Source organism: Streptomyces sp. NPDC048353, assembly GCF_055587165.1.
Genome location: NZ_JBVJGU010000008.1, coordinates 253,593 through 268,777, shown reverse-complemented (window position 1 = coordinate 268,777; position 15,185 = coordinate 253,593). Strand labels below are relative to the sequence as shown.

Sequence of the window (15,185 nt, the reverse complement as noted above, 5' to 3'; positions counted from 1 at the left end):
CCGCCGCCCGGGTCCCTACAGACCCTCCGACTCCGACGCCGCCCGCTGGGCCGCGAAGTTCACCGCGTAGGCGTCGAAGACCGCCGGGTCCTCGTACTTCAGCATCGCCTCGTCGTTCACCTTCAGCGCCATCGTCGTGTACGTGTGGCTGCCGGTGAAGACGATCTTCTTGTTGGCTCCGCCCAGGTACGCGCCGTCGATCAGCAGGTACTTCGTGTGCGACGACGTGCCGCCGCGCTCGTGGGCGTGGAGCTGGTGGAGCACGATGCGGCCCTTCGCCGTCGGGCGCGTCAGCCACTCGGCCACCCGCAGCGGGAACTTCGCCGCGTCGATCGGCCAGTTGTCGAGCTTGCCGTAGACGATCTCGACGTCGCAGCCCGCGTCCGCCAGCTTCCAGAGCTGCTCGGCCACGTCCGGGCGGGCGATGTGGCCCTGCGCGATCCGGATCCGCGTACGGCCGTCGGACGTGCCGAAGCCCGGGGCGTTGCCGTAGCAGGGAGCCGCCGTGCCGACCGGCTGGGCCACCGTCTTCAGGACGTTGACCACCGGGTCGGTGCCGGAGCGCGGGAAGAAGTAGACCTTCGCCTTGCCCGCCTGCGTGTCGTGCGCGTACTCGTCGACCTGCGGGACCTGCCCGACGGCCGCCCCCGCCTGGTCGCCGAAGTACGCCGTGTACGCGTCGAACAGCTCCTTGTTGCCCGCCACCGTCATCGCGTCGTTCCACAGCTTCGTGCGGTCCTGCTCGATGAGGTTGCCCGAGGACTGCACCACCACGTCGTCCACCGGCACGGTGCCGTTCCCCTTGGTACGGGAGAACAGGAAGTACTTGTTGTGGTTGACGTTGTCGTACCAGCCGTTCGGGTCCGCCGCCGTGGTGCCCGGGTCCTTCGCGAGACAGGCCTCCTCCGGCTTGCATATCCGCACCCAGGAGTCGCCGCCGAGCCCGTTCTTGAGGTTCGAGACGGCCGGGTAGCCGGCGGTGTCGGCGTCGAGGACCACCTGGACGGTCACCCCGCGCGCGTGGGCGGCGAGCAGCCGCTCGGTGAGCCACTGGGAGCCGTAGAGGTACAGGGAAACCCGGATGGACGACTGCGGCTCGGCGCCGTCGACGAGCCGGCCCAGGTGGCTGAGGATCCGCCCCTGGGCGGTGGTGTCGCCCGACGGGTCGTTGAAGACCGGCCCGGTCGTGACGGCCGTGACCGGCTCCGCGCTCGCCGCCGGGGTCGCCATCAGCAGGGCGCCCAGCGCGAGCGAGGCCGCCGTCGTTCTGTATCCGTGCTTCTTCGCGCGCTGCTTCGTGGTCACGTGCCCTCGTTCTCGTTCCTTCGGGTGGCGTCCGCGCACCCGCGCGTACGCTGCACGGCCCGGGCGGAGGAGCCGCCCGGGCCGGACGAGAATCATCGCCCGACCGACGATCTTGCGGCCGTGATCCGGCTCACACCCCGTCAGACGTGCGGGCCCATCTGCTGCTGGCGGGCGAGCGCGCGCCGCAGATCGGCCGGGACCGCGTGGTACGGACCGTAGGCGCGCTCGGTGTCGTAGAGCAGCGCCTGGAGGTGCTGGTGCGCCGTCGCGTGGTCGCCCATGGCCAGCAGGAGGTTCCCGATCCGCCGGCGGATGTCGAAGCCGCGCGACGGGTCCGTGCCGCCGTCGACGTACGGCAGCAGCGCGCGGTACTCCGCCAGCGCGTCCGCGGTCTCGCCGAGCTGTTCCAGGCACTGCGCCGCGTCGAAGCGGAACCGCAAGGTCTGCGGGTCGGCCGGGCCCGCCTCCGCGGTGCGGTCCTCGGCCAGGCGGCGCAGCTCCGGCAGGGCGCGGCGGTACTGGCCGTCGTCCATCAGGGTCGTGGCGTACTGCTTGCGCAGGATCCGGACGACGGGCGAGTGCTCGCCGTGCTCGGCCGCGGCGGCGGGCAGGATGCCGCCGAGGATGTCGACGGCCTGGGTGATCGACCCCTCGCCCAGCAGCCGCTTGACCTCGTCGACGGCGGCGGCCACGTCCGGGCGCGAGACGGGCGGGGCGACCGGCGGCGCGACGGGCGGCGGCGGCGGGACGGCGGCCCGGTCGGGCCACGGCGCGTGCGGGCGCAGGAAGGGGCGCGTCGGATCGAGCGGCCCCGAGGGGACCCCGCGCGCGGGCAGCAGCGGCAGCAGCGCCTCGTACACCTCGTGCGCGTCGGACGGCCGGTGCCGGTGGTCCTTGGCGAGCAGCCGCAGGACCAGCGCCTCCAGGGCCTCGGGCACCTCGGGGCGCAGCCGGCGGACCGGCAGCGGCGGCTCGTACAGGTGCCGGTGCAGCACGCCGAGGGCGGTGGAGCCGGCGAAGGGCACGTTCCCGCTGAGGAGTTCGTGGAGCAGCACGCCGAGCGCGTACAGGTCGGTGTACGGGCCGACGGCGCCGCCCATCGCCTGTTCGGGCGCCATGTAGGCGGGGCTGCCGATGGGCGAACCGGTGTGGGTGAGGCGGGTGGTGTCGGTGTCCAGGACGGAGGCGACGCCGAGGTCGAGGACGGTGACGCTGCCGTCGGGGCGCACCATCACGTTCCGCGGCTTGAGGTCGCGGTGGACGATCGGCACCGCGTGCACGGCGGCGAGGACGGCGCACAGCTGCGCGGCAACGGAGACCGCCCAGGGCCAGGGGTACGGGTCGTGTTCGGCCAGGTGGTCGGCGAGGTCCGCGCCCTCGACGTACTGCATGACGAGGTACAGCTCGTCGCCGTCGCTGCCGGCGTCGTGGACGGTGACCAGGCCCGGGTGGTCGACCTGGGCGGTGACCCGGCACTCGCGGACGAAGCGGCGCCGCATCTCGCCGGCGGCGGTGGCGGCGGCCATGTGGTCGGGTCGCAGGAGTTTGACGGCGACACGGCGGTCGAGCCGTGTGTCGTACGCCGTCCACACCTGGCCCATGCCGCCCTGGCCGATGAGCGTGGAGAGTTCGTAACGGCCGCCGATGACGCGTCCGTTCACTTCCCCTCGTCCTTACGGAGGAGGTGGCTCAGCTCGTCCAGCTCGGCGCGGACCTCGTCGAGCCGGGGGTTGTGCGGCTGGGGGGCGGGGGTCTGAGGGGTGTGCGGCGGCGGGGTGGGGTGGGGCTGCTGTTGCGGCTGGGGCGGGACGGCCGGGAGGGGCTGGGCCTGCGGCTGCGGGTGCGCCTGGGGCTGGACCTGGGGGTAGGCGGGCGGGTAGCCGTACCCCGTCCGGTGCTGCGGGACGGTCGTCGCGTACGGCGACGCTCCCGCCGGTCCCATCCGGCGCACCTTGTCGTGCCGGATGTCGGCGTAGAGGAAGTAGGCCGTGAACACGAGGGCGCTGAGCAGGATCAGGCCGACGGTGACGTCCGCCTGCGTCGTCTCGACGTCGTCGGGCATCAGGACCAGGCCGGTGATCACGACGGCGGTCGCCACACCGCACAGGATCCAGTCGGACGTACGGCGCGTCACGATGGCGAGCCGCAGCATCGTCGCCCAGGTCAGCATCCCGCAGCTGAAGAGCGGAAGCGCGGCGAAGAGCACACGGAGCACGACGATCGACGTCGGGAGGGCACGCGGAGGTGCCGGGGGCTCATAGCCGGGGCCGTACATTCCTGCTCCTGGTCACCTGGATCGGTTGCGGGTCCGAGCGTATACACCGACGACGACAACGGCTCCCGGGTTGTACGGAACCGTTGCCGAACCGATCAGGGCGCGGGGGTCAGGGAGCCACCGTGCCGTCCGCGAGCCCGTCGTAGAGACCCTGGACCAGCAGGTCGCCGAGCCGTCCCGCGAGGCGCAGGGCGTCCTCGAACTCGGCGAGGGCGCGGAAGCGTTCGCCGTACCGCTGCTGCTCGGCGAGCGGCAGGCGCGGGAGCTGGAGGCGGCGGACGTCGAGCCGGGTGGCCGTGGAGGCGTAGCTGCTGGCTTGGCGGTTGTTGGCGGTGCCGCGCAGGAACCCGGCGAGGAACCAGGGGTCGAGTGCGGCCGGGTCGGGGCGCAGCAGCTGGAGGTTGCGGCCGAGGGCGGCCCCGGCGGTGGCGGCGTCGACGACCCGGGCGACGGAGCCGCCGCCGAGGACGGGGACGACGACGTCGCCGGCGCGGAGCACGACGGGCTCCTCGGGCGGCCCGTCGGGGAGGGCGCCGGAGGGCGGCTGGGCGGCGAAGACGTCGTTCTCGGTGAGCACCCGGGCGGGGTGGTCCCGGCGGGGCGCCTCGGGGCCGGCCGTGCCGGTGGTGCCCGCGCCGGTGGTGCCCGCGCCGCCGGCACGGAGTTCGAGGGCTCCGGTGCGGGCGAGTTCGCCGACGGTGACGCCGGTGAGACGGGCGGCGGCGGCCGGGTCGGCGGTCGTGGGCGGCGGGGGCGGGGGGGCAAGGGCGACGGTGCGGCTCAGGGTCTCGGCGAGCCGGTCGCGGACCCGCGCCAGGTCCGCCGCGCCGCCGGCGGCGGCCGGGGGCGGCAGGTGGCGGGCGGGGGCCAGGTCGACGTCGTCGTCGAGGAGTTCGATGACGGGCACGGCCCGGCTCGCGCCGGGGACCTGCTCGACGGTGCCGTCCTGGGCGAAGGGCAGCCAGGCGTCGAGGACGGCGGTGTGCACGGCCTGCCAGTCGAGCCGGTCGCGGCCCGGGCCGCCGCCCTGCTGGTCGGCGGCGAGGGACGCGGTGTCGACGACGAGGAGTTCCTGGGAGGCGGCGGTTCCGGCGACGGGCCTGCGCAGCACCCAGAGGTGGAGCGGGATGCCGTACGGCGGCGCGGCGCCGGCGGGCAGGGCGACGACGGCCCGCAGGGCGCCCCGGCGCAGCAGGTCGGCGCGGATGCGGCGGCCGGAGCGGCGGGAGGCCGCGGCGGGCGGCATGAGCAGGACGGCCGTGCCGCCGGGGCGGAGGCGGGCCAGGGCGTGCTGGACCCAGGCGAGTTCGGATTCCGTACGGGCCGGGAAGCCGTACTCCCACCGTGGGTCGTAGGCCAGTTCCTCGTGGCCCCAGTTGCGCTCGTTGAACGGCGGGTGGCACAGCACGGCGTCCGCCGCCAGGTGCGGGAAGGCGTCGGCGCGCAGGCTGTCGCCGGCCCGCACGCGGACGTCGGCGTCGCCGGCCAGGGCCAGGCGCAGGGCGGTGAGGGCGGCCAGGTCGGGGTCGGCGTCCTGGCCGTGGAGGGCGCCGGGCCGCTCGACGGCGCGCAGCAGGGTGCCGGTTCCCGAGGCGGGGTCGAGGACGGTGGGGGGTCCGTCGGTGCCGGCGGCGGCGAGGGCGGCCATCAGGGCGGCGGGCCCGGGCGGAGTGAGCGTGTACTGGCGCGGGTTGGCGTCGAGGTACCGGCCGAGGAGGAACTCGAAGGCCTCACGGGGCCCGGTCTCGGCGGCGAGGTCGGCGGCCCCGCGCACGAGGGGGAGGGACGGGGCGAGTTCGGCGGCGGTGGGGGTGCGCACGCTGCGCTCGGGGCCGAACCGCTCGGTGAGCGTCTCCTCCAGGGCGATCGGCAGGGTCGCGGCGAGCCGTTCGTCGTCGGCGGCGGCGAGCGTCGGCCAGGCCGCGGCCCGGTCGCGTACGAGCAGCAGCACGGCGCCCGCGTGGGCGAGGGCGGTGACGGCTCCCGCGGGATGGCCGGCGACCTGCTGCCAGACCCGCTCGCGCAGGGGGACCTCGGCGAGCTTGCCCTGGGCGCGCAGCCACTCCTCGACCTCGGCGAGGGCGAAGGAGGGACTGGTCTCCGTGCCGCCGACGGGACGGGGGAAGTCGGCGTGCCGGCGCCGCCAGTTGCTGACGGCGGCGCGGCCGACCCCGGCCAGCCGGGCGATCCCGGCGGCGGTCACCTCTGTCGCGCGCTCCGGCACCGTCCGACTCCCTTCGTGGTCCTGCTGTCGTCGTTGTGGCGTCGATAGTACCGACGCGCGCAAGGCTCACCGCTTCACAGCGTGATCAGACCTGAAAGACGTGAACCGTGTTGACTCGGTTCACAGGCTCTGCTGTTATTGATCCATCGCTCCAGTCAGTCGACCGGTCCGGGAGGACACAGTCATGTCGTACGACACCACGCACTTCCAGCCCGCGCCGGCGCCGACGGCGTTCCGCAACGGGCTCGGCACCGCGGCCCTGGTCCTCGGGATCATCGGCACGGTCTCCGGCCTGATCCCGTTCTTCTTCTGGCTGGCGGGCATCCTGGGCCTGATCGCGCTGGTCCTCGGGCTTGTGGGCAAGGGCCGGGTGAAGCGCGGCGAGGCGAACAACAAGGGCGCGACCGTCACGGGCGTCGTCCTCGGCCTCGCGGCCCTGGTCCTCTCGGTGGTCGGCGCAGTGATCACGTTCGCGGCGGTCAGCGAGGCGGTCGACGAGATCGACAAGGCCGTCAAGGACGCCGCCCCGAAGGACCCGACGTCCAAGAAGCCGGGCGCGTCGGCGGGCGGCGGGGACACGGGCACGGCCAAGGCCCTGGGGGCCGGCGCGAGCTCCACGTACGACGACGGGCTGAAGGTCACGGTCTCGGCGGCGAAGACGTACTCCCCGAGCGAGTACGCCGTCGGCCACACCGAGGGCAACAAGGCCTACCAGGTCACCGTCGTCATCGAGAACGGCGGCACGAAGCGGTTCGACTCCACGCTGGCGACGCTGGACGCCCGCGCGGGCAAGGACGGGGTCGCGGCCGAGCAGATCTTCGACGAGAAGGTCGGCAGCGGCTTCGACGGCGCGGTCCTGCCCGGCAAGAAGTCCACGGTCACCTTCGCCTTCGACGCCCCGGCCGACGCGAAGACCCTCATGGTCGACGTGAGCCCCGGCCTGGAGCACAACGCCGCCCAGTGGGAGCTGAAGATCGGCTGACCGCCGGGGCCCCGCGGGCCCCCGCCCCCCGGCACCGCCCGGCGCTCCCCCGCCGCCACGGCGCACCCCACCCCCGCACCGCCCGGCGCCTCCCCGCCGCCTCCGCTCGTCCCCGCCGCCGCCACGGCGCTCGTACCGCACGCAGTCCCACCGCCGCCACGGCGTCCCGCACCGCACGCTTCCCACCTCCGGAGAACCCCGCATGTCCGAGCTCACCCACCCCCGCCCCCGTCCCCGCCTCCGTCTCCGTCGTACGGCGCTCGCCACGGCGTTCTGTGCCGCTCTGGCGCTCGGCGCCGCCGCCTGCGGGCCGTTCGGGGACGACCCGAAGGCCGCCGGGCCGTTCGGGGAGCTGACCGGGCCGCAGATCGCCGACAAGGCGATCACCGCGACCAAGGCCGCCGACTCCCTCACCCTCGACCTGGCCGTCAGGACGACCGACGGGCCGATGAAGGCGCGTCTGGCCGTCGACATCCGGAAGAAGTGCGCCGGCACGCTGACGGTCGGCACGACGGGCACGGCGGAGGTGGTGAAGCCGGACGACACGTTCGCCTACCTCCGCTTCGACGAGGCCTTCCTGCGGGAGCAGGCCAAGGGCGAGTCCGCCGAGATGCAGGAGGCCGTGCTGAAGGAGCTGAGGGGCCGCTGGGTGAAGACGGCGGTGTCGGACCCGGAGGCCAAGGAGAGCCTGGAGCTCTGCGACCTGAAGGCGCTCCTCGCCGACTTCGAGCAGGGGACCGCCCTCTCCGTGAAGAGCGGCGAGACCACGGTCGGCGGCAGGAAGGCGCTCATGCTCACGCAGGCGTTCGACAAGGAGAAGACGACGCTCTACGTCGCCACGGAGGGCGAGCCGCACCTGCTGAAGATCGTGACGGCGGGCGGCGAGGAGCCGGGGACGATCGCCTTCACCGACTACGGCAAGCCGGTCACCGCCACGCCCCCGCCCGCCAAGGACATCCTCGACGAGAAGCAGTAGCCCGAGGAGCGCTGAGCCGAGGAGCCGGGGGACGGCGACGGGGTGTGCGGGCCGCCGGAGGGGGGCGGCCCGCACACCCCGTCGGGTGTTCACGGATCGGTCGGGTTCACAGGCGGTGGCGGACCCAGACGTTCGGCTCGACGTAGACGGCGTAGCCGCGGGAGACATCGCAGTGCACCGGCACCAGGGCGCCCTCGACCTCCACCGGGCCGTCGGTGTCGAAGGGCAGGCCGGTCCACTTGCGCCAGTCGTCCAGGGCGGCGGCGATCGTCATCGACACCGGGGCGACGGACTCCACCGCCCCGCCGGCGCGGACGTGGACCCGCAGCCAGGGGTCGGTGGGCAGCCCGTCCGCCTCGCGGGTACGGAAGGCGTACTCGCTCATCGGCGTACCGGCCTCCAGATGCTTGCCGTTGGGCCGCACCGGCGCGACGAGCTGGGTGAAGCCGAGGCGCTCGGCGTTGTCCCGCATGGCGGCCAGCATCCTGGCGGAGATGCCCCGGCCCAGCGCCTCGCGGGCGACGGTGACCTCGATGGCGCTGACGGTGTCGGGGATCCGGCCGTGCCGCTTGTCGGAGAAGGCCCACAGCAGCACCTGGTCCCAGCCGGTGGCGGGCAGTTCGCCACGGCCCTCGGCCCCGAGCTGGAACGGGACGCTGAACGCGCGCGCCACGACCGTGCCTTCGGGGTCGGTGGCGACCAGGACGTACTCCGGGAGTTCGCCGACGATCCGGCCGATGTTGGCCCAGCCGATCGGGTCGTGGAGCATGAACTCCGGCCACAGGTCGAGCATCCGCCACATCGGCCCCTCGAGTTCGGGACGTTCGGCGAGGGTGGTTATGTTCAGCTCCATCCGCGCAGGCTAACGATCCCGCCCCTGCCCCCCAACCGGTTTTTCTTCGGGCCCGCCCGGTTCCTACGGCAGTTTCTGCCGCGGGCAGGCGGCGAGGACCCGCTTCATCGCGTCCCGCTCGGCGCGTGTGACCCACACGCCGTACTTCTTCTTCACCGCGACCTGCCCGGCCACGTACGGGCAGCGGTACGTCTTGTTCGGCGGCAGCCAGGTCGCCGCGTCGCCGTCGGACTTGCGTCGGTTGGCGCCGGAGTCGACGGCGAGGAGGTTGAGCGGGTCGTTGGCGAACCGGCGCCGCTTGCCCGCGTCCCACTGCTGCGCGCCTTTCTGCCAGGCGTCGGAGAGGGCCACGACATGGTCTATGTCGATCTTGCTGCGGCCGCGGACGTAGTCGACGCGGCCGCCGGTGTAGGGGTCGTCGGCGAGGACCCCGGAGGCGACCTTGCAGCGGCCGTCGGTGAAGCGGACGTCGGCGAGGTCGCGCTTGAGGATGTCGTCGCGGGTGCCGCAGCCGTTGCCGTCGACGTCGGCCCAGGCGCGGCCGAACTTCTCCCGGTCGTAGCCGGTCTTCGGGGCGCGGCCCTTGACGGTGAGGGTGTCCACGGCGGCGAGCGCGGATCCGGCGCCCCCGGGGGCGCCCTTGGCGGGCGGTCCTTCCGGTGGCGGCGTACAGCCGGAGGCGAGGAGGGCGGCGGCGGCGAGCGCGGCGAGACGCGGGATCCTGCGGTAGCTGGGCACGCGGGGATATTAGCCAGGCACCGCGGGGGGTCCGCCAGGGTGCCGGGTCGCCCGGCGCGCGGAATCGGCGCGGGGCGCGTAGCGTCGAATGCGGTGTATGTCCCCTTCCGAAGGAGTCTGGACGCATGGGGATCATGGGCAAGCTCAAAGAGATGATGGGCCAGCACCCGGACAAGACCCAACAGGGGGTCGAACGCGCCGGGGACATGGTCGACAAGAAGACCGGCAACAAGTACACGGGTCAGGTCGACCAGGCACAGCGGCACGTCGGGGACAGGCTCGGCGCGAAGGACCGGCGGGAAGAACCCCCGCCGCCCCCTCCGCCCACCACCTGACGGCGCCGGTCCGACCCAGGACGTGTCGCGACGTTCCCGCCTGGCCGGGAACGCCGGGCACGCGCTGGCTCCACCCCCACACCTCCGCGGCCGTGGACGTGCTTCGCGCACGCCACGGCCGCGGCGCGTTCCGCCGCGCCCCCGCGGCTCCGCTCAGATCTTGCCGATGCCGAGGGTGTTCTCGGCCGGGAGCAGCCCCGAGCCGATCACCGCCAGCCAGGGGCCGCCGAGGAGTTCGGCGAGCCGGGCGGTTCCTTCGTGGCCGAGGGCGTCCCAGGGGGCGGCGGCCAGACGGTCGGTGCGCAGTTCGACCTCCGCGCGCAGGGCCCGGCCGGCCTCGGTGGCCGTGCCGTCGGCGGCGAGCAGACCGCGGGCGGCGAGGCGGTCCCGGGCCGCGCCCCATTCGGCCTCGCTCCAGCCCCGGCTCTCGAAGGTCTTCTCCGAGGCGGCGCCGACCGCGGCGAAGGAGACCAGCGAGGCGGCGGGGTCCAGCTCGGCGGCGATCAGGGCGGCGAGGTGCCCGTCGCCCCGGTGCTCGCGCAGCAGCGTCGCGGCGTGCCAGAGGACGAGGTGCGGCGCCTCCGGCCAGGGCAGCGCGGCGTGGGCGGCGGCGAGCGGTCGCCCCGCCGTCCCGGCGGCCTCGGCGGCGCGGCGCGCCAGCCCGGCGGCCTCGGCGACTTCGGGGCCGTCGACGGTCTCCGCGCCGAGGACGCTCCGGTACGCCCGGTCGGCGGCCCGCAGCCGGGCGGCGAGCACCGCGTCGGGCGCGGCCGTGTGCCAGACCGCCGGGACGTACCGGCCGACCATGTCGGGGCTGAAGCCGTAGAAGGCGGAGGCGACCCGCTCCCGTCCGGCGGGGCCGAGCGGCGCGGCGCGCCAGGCGAAGTAGCTCGGCCAGCGCTCCTCGACGGCGTAGCCGAGGCGGGCGGCCTCGTCGAACGCCTCCGGGGCGTAGTACAGCAGGGCGTGCAGCGGTTCCAGCAGGTGCCACATCTGGCGTACGCGCCCGGGCTGGACGCCTGTCTCCGGTTCCACGGTCATGGCTTCCCCCTCCACCTCATCTTGTCACTGTCTAGATTGCGCGCCCGACTCCAACCTGTCAATGACTAGATCCGCGTAGGATGGGGATTCATGACCGCTCGGCGCACCTATCACCACGGCGACCTGCGGCAGGCCGTCCTGACCGCCGCCCTCGACGTCATCGCCGCCGAGGGCCCCGCGGCGCTGAGCCTGCGCGACCTGGCCCGCCGCGCGGGCGTCTCCCATGCCGCGCCGGCCCACCACTTCAAGGACCGCACGGGCCTGCTGACCGCGATCGCCGCCGAAGGCCACGACCTCCTGGCCGACGCCCTCGCCGCCGCACCCAACCTCCGCGAACGCGGGGTCGCCTACGTCCGCTTCGCCGTCGACCGTCCCGCCCACTTCCAGGTCATGTTCCAGCCCGCCCTGCTGCGGGGCGACGACCCGGACCTGCTGGCGGCCCGGCGACGCTCCTCGGCCGAACTCCGCGCGGGCATCGACTCCCTGACCCCGGCGGCCACCCCCACCGCGGACGCCCGCACGGCGGGCATCGCCGCCTGGTCGCTGGCCCACGGCTTCGCGACGCTCCTGCTGACCGAGAACCTGGACGCGCGCAACGCCCGCTACCCCGGAGACGATCCGCGCGCCGAAGGGGACGGGCAGAGCGCGGAATCGGGGGAAGACGGGGACGGTGCCGCACACCGGGCCGAGGCGGGCCCGATGGGCGACCTGGACCCCACCGAGTACTTCCGCCGCCTCGCGGCCCTGCTGTTCTGAACCCCGCCGACCGCCCCTAGGCCCCTACGACCCGAGGATCGTGGTCAGGAACTCGCCCGTCCACGCCAGCAGTTCGCGTCCCACCACCGGCTTTCCGCCGATCTTGCCGCTCGTCGGGCGCGGGACCAGGATCTGGTGGACCGTCGGCTTGATGACCGTCCGCGGGTACAGGCGCTTGAGCCGGAGCTCCTGGGACTCGCGCAGCTCCACCGGGGCGAAGCGGATGTTCGGACCCTGCAGCACGATCTCGCCGACTCCGCAGGCACGGGCCAGCATGCGCAGGCCCGCCACCAGGAGCAGGTTCTCGACCGGCTCCGGGAGCTTGCCGTAGCGGTCCGTCAGCTCCTCCCGTACCGCCTTGATGTCCTCCTCGGAGTTCGCCGACGCGATGGCGCGGTACGCCTGGAGGCGCAGCCGCTCGCCCGGGGCGTAGTCGTGCGGGACGTGGGCGTCGACCGGCAGTTCGATCTTGACCTCCAGGGCCGGCTCCTCCTCCACCCCGCCCTCCAGCGAGGCGCGGTAGTCCGCGACCGCCTCGCCGACCATCCGTACGTACAGGTCGAAGCCGACGCCCGCGATGTGACCGGACTGCTCACCGCCCAGGAGATTGCCGGCGCCGCGGATCTCCAGGTCCTTCATGGCGACGTACATGCCGGCGCCCATCTCGGTGTGCTGCGCGATCGTCGCAAGACGCTCGTGCGCCGTCTCGGTCAGCGGCTTCTCCGGCGGGTACAGGAAGTAGGCGTAGCCGCGCTCGCGGCCGCGCCCGACCCGGCCGCGCAGCTGGTGCAGCTGCGAAAGACCGAAGTTGTCGCCCCGCTCCACGATCAGCGTGTTCGCGTTGGAGATGTCGATGCCCGACTCGACGATCGTCGTGGAGACCAGGACGTCGAACTTCTTCTCCCAGAAGTCGACCACGACCTGCTCGAGCGCCGACTCGCCCATCTGGCCGTGCGCCGTCGCGATCCGCGCCTCGGGGACGATGTCCCGCAGCCGCGCCGCCGCCCGGTCGATCGACTCGACGCGGTTGTGGATGTAGAAGACCTGGCCCTCGCGGAGCAGTTCACGGCGGATGGCCGCGCCGATCTGCTTCTCCTCGTACGGACCTACGAAGGTGAGGACCGGGTGCCGCTCCTCCGGCGGGGTGGTGATCGTCGACATCTCGCGGATGCCGGTCACCGCCATCTCCAGCGTGCGGGGGATGGGGGTCGCGGACATCGTCAGGACGTCGACGTTGGCCCGCAGCTTCTTCAGCTGCTCCTTGTGCTCGACGCCGAAGCGCTGCTCCTCGTCGACGATGACCAGGCCCAGGTCCTTGAACTTCGTCTCCGACGAGAACAGCCGGTGTGTGCCGATGACGATGTCGACCGAGCCGTCCCGCAGCCCCTCCAGCGTCGCCTTCGACTCGGTCTCCGTCTGGAAGCGGGAGAGCGCCCGGGTGACGACGGGGAACTGCGAGTACCGCTCCGAGAACGTGCCGAAGTGCTGCTGCACGAGCAGCGTGGTCGGGACGAGGACGGCGACCTGCTTGCCGTCCTGCACCGCCTTGAAGGCGGCGCGGACCGCGATCTCCGTCTTGCCGTAGCCGACGTCGCCGCAGATCAGACGGTCCATCGGGACCGTCTTCTCCATGTCCTCCTTCACCTCGGCGATGGTGGACAGCTGGTCGGGCGTCTCCACGTACGGGAAGGCGTCCTCCAGCTCGCGCTGCCAGGGGGTGTCGGGGCCGAAGGCGTGGCCGGGGGCCGCCATCCGCGCCGAGTACAGCTTGATCAGGTCGGCGGCGATCTCCTTGACCGCCTTCTTCGCGCGCGCCTTCGTCTTCGTCCAGTCCGCGCCGCCGAGCCGGTGCAGCGTCGGCGCCTCGCCGCCCACGTACTTGGTGACCTGCTCCAGCTGGTCGGTGGGGATGTACAGCCGGTCGCCGGGCTGGCCGCGCTTGGCCGGCGCGTACTCGACGAGGAGGTACTCACGGGTGGCGCCCTGGACGGTCCGCTGGACCATCTCGATGTACCGGCCGACGCCGTGCTGCTCGTGCACGATGTAGTCGCCGACCTCCAGGGTCAGTGGATCGATCGTCTTGCGGCGCTTGGCCGGCATCCGCCGGCCGTCCTTCCCGGCCGCCTTCTGCCCGGACAGGTCGGTCTCGGTCAGCACCGCCAGCTTGAGCGCCGGGTCGACGAAGCCGTAGTCGATCGAGCCGCAGGCCACATGGACGACCGCCGGGGAGATCTCCGTCAGGTCCGAGTCCAGCCGGGCCGCGATGCCCTCGCCGCCGAGGACCTCGACCGTCCGGGCCGCGGGCCCGTGCGCCTCCGTGACGTAGACCGTGCGCCAGCCGTCGGCCAGCCAGCCCTTCGTGTCGGCGAGCGCCCGCGCGGTGTCGCCGCGGTACGACTCCGGGGCGCGCATGCCCAGCTTGACCGTGTCGGCGTCCAGGTCGGCGTCGTCGTCCGCGCCGAACGGCGAGACCGACCACCACATCATGCCGAGCTCCCGCGCCCGGTCACGGACGTCCGCGATGCCCCACAGCGAGGCCGCGCCGACGTCGATGGGCGCCTCGCCGCCGCCGGCGGTGGCCGCCCAGGACGCCTGCAGGAACTCCTGGGAGGTGGCCACCAGGTCCGCCGCGCGGGTACGCACCCGCTCGGGGTCGCAGACCACGGCCATGGATCCCTCGGGCAGCACGTCGAGCAGCAGCTCCATGTCGTCGACCAGGACCGGCGCCAGGGACTCCATGCCCTCGACGGCGATCCCCTCGGCGATCTTCCCCAGCAGCTCGCCCAGCTCCGGGTGCGCCTCGGCCAGGGCGGCGGCCCGCCGCTTCACCTCGTCGGTGAGCAGCAGCTCACGGCAGGGCGGCGCCCACAGGCCGTGCTCGGCCACTTCCAGGGAGCGCTGGTCGGCGACCTTGAAGTAGCGGATCTCCTCGATGTCGTCGCCCCAGAACTCGATCCGGAGCGGGTGTTCCTCGGTCGGCGGGAAGACGTCCAGGATGCCGCCGCGGACGGCGAACTCGCCGCGCTTCTCGACCAGCTCCACCCGGGAGTACGCGGCCGCCGCCAGCCCTTCCACGACCTCGTTCAGATCGGCGGTGGATCCGGTCCGCAGGGCTACGGGATCCAGGTCGCCGAGGCCCTTGACCTGCGGCTGGAGCACGGAGCGTACGGGGGCGACGACGACGGACACCGGTCCGGCGGCCGGGTCGTCCGCCGAGGGGTGGGCGAGGCGGCGCAGCACCGCGAGGCGCCGGCCGACGGTGTCGGAGCGGGGCGAGAGGCGCTCGTGCGGCAGGGTCTCCCAGGACGGGTACTCGACGACCGTCTCCGGGTCGAGGAGGGTCCGCAGGGCGGCCGCCAGGTCCTCGGCCTCCCGGCCGGTCGCGGTGACGGCCAGCACCGGGCGGCCGGCCCGGCGGGCCAGCGCGGCCACGGCGAAGGGGCGCGCGGCCGGGGGCCCGACCAGGTCCACGTGCATGCGGTTGCCGTCCGCCGCGGCCCTGACCGCTTCGGCGAGGGCCGCGTCCTTGACGACGACGTCGAGCAGACCGTGCAGGCTCATGGACTTCCATCCCGGGAGAGGGCAACGCGAACAGCCCGACACGTGGTACGGGCCGGGGGATCTCCAGACTACGACGTGCCGACGACCCCCGCGCCCGAAACCCGGGGCGGCGGGGGTGTGGCGGCGGGGACAGCGCGGT

At 73.6% G+C, this 15,185-nt stretch carries 12 protein-coding genes; 4 read left to right on the top strand and 8 right to left on the bottom strand.

All coding sequences use genetic code 11. The features are described from left to right. Nucleotides 1–15 precede the first annotated feature (15 nt). The 4 genes from ACZ6RC_RS27355 to ACZ6RC_RS27340 all read right to left on the bottom strand — a co-directional run bounded on the left by ACZ6RC_RS27355 (nucleotide 16) and on the right by ACZ6RC_RS27340 (nucleotide 5,804). The gene (locus ACZ6RC_RS27355; protein WP_469587964.1) at nucleotides 16–1,305 is read right to left on the bottom strand and encodes a phospholipase D-like domain-containing protein; all 1,290 of its coding nucleotides are present in this window, start codon (nucleotides 1,303–1,305) and stop codon (nucleotides 16–18) included. A 140-nt stretch (nucleotides 1,306–1,445) separates the two neighbouring features. Next, nucleotides 1,446–2,966 (bottom strand): serine/threonine-protein kinase, encoded by a 1,521-nt coding sequence (locus tag ACZ6RC_RS27350; protein WP_453617350.1) that lies wholly within the window; start codon nucleotides 2,964–2,966, stop codon nucleotides 1,446–1,448. Beyond that, nucleotides 2,963–3,520: a hypothetical protein gene (locus tag ACZ6RC_RS27345; protein WP_391145577.1), complete on the bottom strand. Its 558-nt coding sequence runs from the start codon at nucleotides 3,518–3,520 to the stop codon at nucleotides 2,963–2,965. Before ACZ6RC_RS27345 ends, ACZ6RC_RS27350 begins: the two co-directional genes overlap by 4 nt. Nucleotides 3,521–3,689: 169 nt before the next feature. Beyond that, nucleotides 3,690–5,804: an N-6 DNA methylase gene (locus ACZ6RC_RS27340; RefSeq protein WP_469587958.1), complete on the bottom strand. Its 2,115-nt coding sequence runs from the start codon at nucleotides 5,802–5,804 to the stop codon at nucleotides 3,690–3,692. Between the two features lie 184 nt (nucleotides 5,805–5,988). Between ACZ6RC_RS27340 and ACZ6RC_RS27335 the strand changes: the two genes are divergently transcribed. Further along, nucleotides 5,989–6,786 (top strand): DUF4190 domain-containing protein, encoded by a 798-nt coding sequence (locus ACZ6RC_RS27335; RefSeq protein ID WP_453617355.1) that lies wholly within the window; start codon nucleotides 5,989–5,991, stop codon nucleotides 6,784–6,786. 202 nt (nucleotides 6,787–6,988) lie between these two features. Then, nucleotides 6,989–7,762: a hypothetical protein gene (locus ACZ6RC_RS27330; RefSeq protein ID WP_469587954.1), complete on the top strand. Its 774-nt coding sequence runs from the start codon at nucleotides 6,989–6,991 to the stop codon at nucleotides 7,760–7,762. A 106-nt stretch (nucleotides 7,763–7,868) separates the two neighbouring features. On the opposite strand, the gene ACZ6RC_RS27325 is transcribed toward ACZ6RC_RS27330, so the two are convergent. After that, nucleotides 7,869–8,615, bottom strand: a complete 747-nt coding sequence (locus ACZ6RC_RS27325; protein WP_453617358.1) for an N-acetyltransferase — start codon at nucleotides 8,613–8,615, stop codon at nucleotides 7,869–7,871. Between the two features lie 63 nt (nucleotides 8,616–8,678). Next, nucleotides 8,679–9,353, bottom strand: coding sequence for an HNH endonuclease family protein (locus ACZ6RC_RS27320; protein ID WP_453617360.1), 675 nt, complete (start codon nucleotides 9,351–9,353; stop codon nucleotides 8,679–8,681). 125 nt (nucleotides 9,354–9,478) lie between these two features. Here ACZ6RC_RS27320 and ACZ6RC_RS27315 point away from each other — a divergent pair, with 125 nt between their 5' ends. Beyond that, entirely contained in the window at nucleotides 9,479–9,688 is a 210-nt protein-coding gene (locus ACZ6RC_RS27315; protein WP_469587950.1) for an antitoxin, read from the top strand. Nucleotides 9,689–9,841: 153 nt separating this feature from the next. Here the strand turns inward: ACZ6RC_RS27315 and ACZ6RC_RS27310 are convergent, their stop codons facing one another. Next, nucleotides 9,842–10,729, bottom strand: coding sequence for an SCO6745 family protein (locus ACZ6RC_RS27310; RefSeq protein ID WP_469587947.1), 888 nt, complete (start codon nucleotides 10,727–10,729; stop codon nucleotides 9,842–9,844). Between the two features lie 90 nt (nucleotides 10,730–10,819). Between ACZ6RC_RS27310 and ACZ6RC_RS27305 the strand changes: the two genes are divergently transcribed. Then, nucleotides 10,820–11,485 carry a TetR/AcrR family transcriptional regulator gene (locus tag ACZ6RC_RS27305; protein WP_469587944.1) on the top strand — a complete coding sequence of 222 codons (666 nt, stop codon included), beginning with the start codon at nucleotides 10,820–10,822 and terminating at the stop codon, nucleotides 11,483–11,485. 24 nt (nucleotides 11,486–11,509) lie between these two features. Here ACZ6RC_RS27305 and mfd read toward each other — a convergent pair whose 3' ends face one another. Continuing rightward, nucleotides 11,510–15,046, bottom strand: coding sequence for a transcription-repair coupling factor (gene mfd, locus ACZ6RC_RS27300; protein ID WP_391145599.1), 3,537 nt, complete (start codon nucleotides 15,044–15,046; stop codon nucleotides 11,510–11,512). Nucleotides 15,047–15,185 lie beyond the last annotated feature (139 nt).

Coding starts and splice junctions, on each gene's coding strand:
- ACZ6RC_RS27335 (WP_453617355.1), top strand. CDS start 5,989: ATGTCGTACGACACCACGCACTTCCAGCCCGCGCCGGCGCCGACGGCG.
- ACZ6RC_RS27330 (WP_469587954.1), top strand. CDS start 6,989: ATGTCCGAGCTCACCCACCCCCGCCCCCGTCCCCGCCTCCGTCTCCGT.
- ACZ6RC_RS27325 (WP_453617358.1), bottom strand. CDS start 8,615: ATGGAGCTGAACATAACCACCCTCGCCGAACGTCCCGAACTCGAGGGG.
- ACZ6RC_RS27315 (WP_469587950.1), top strand. CDS start 9,479: ATGGGGATCATGGGCAAGCTCAAAGAGATGATGGGCCAGCACCCGGAC.
- ACZ6RC_RS27310 (WP_469587947.1), bottom strand. CDS start 10,729: ATGACCGTGGAACCGGAGACAGGCGTCCAGCCCGGGCGCGTACGCCAG.
- ACZ6RC_RS27305 (WP_469587944.1), top strand. CDS start 10,820: ATGACCGCTCGGCGCACCTATCACCACGGCGACCTGCGGCAGGCCGTC.
- mfd (WP_391145599.1), bottom strand. CDS start 15,046: ATGAGCCTGCACGGTCTGCTCGACGTCGTCGTCAAGGACGCGGCCCTC.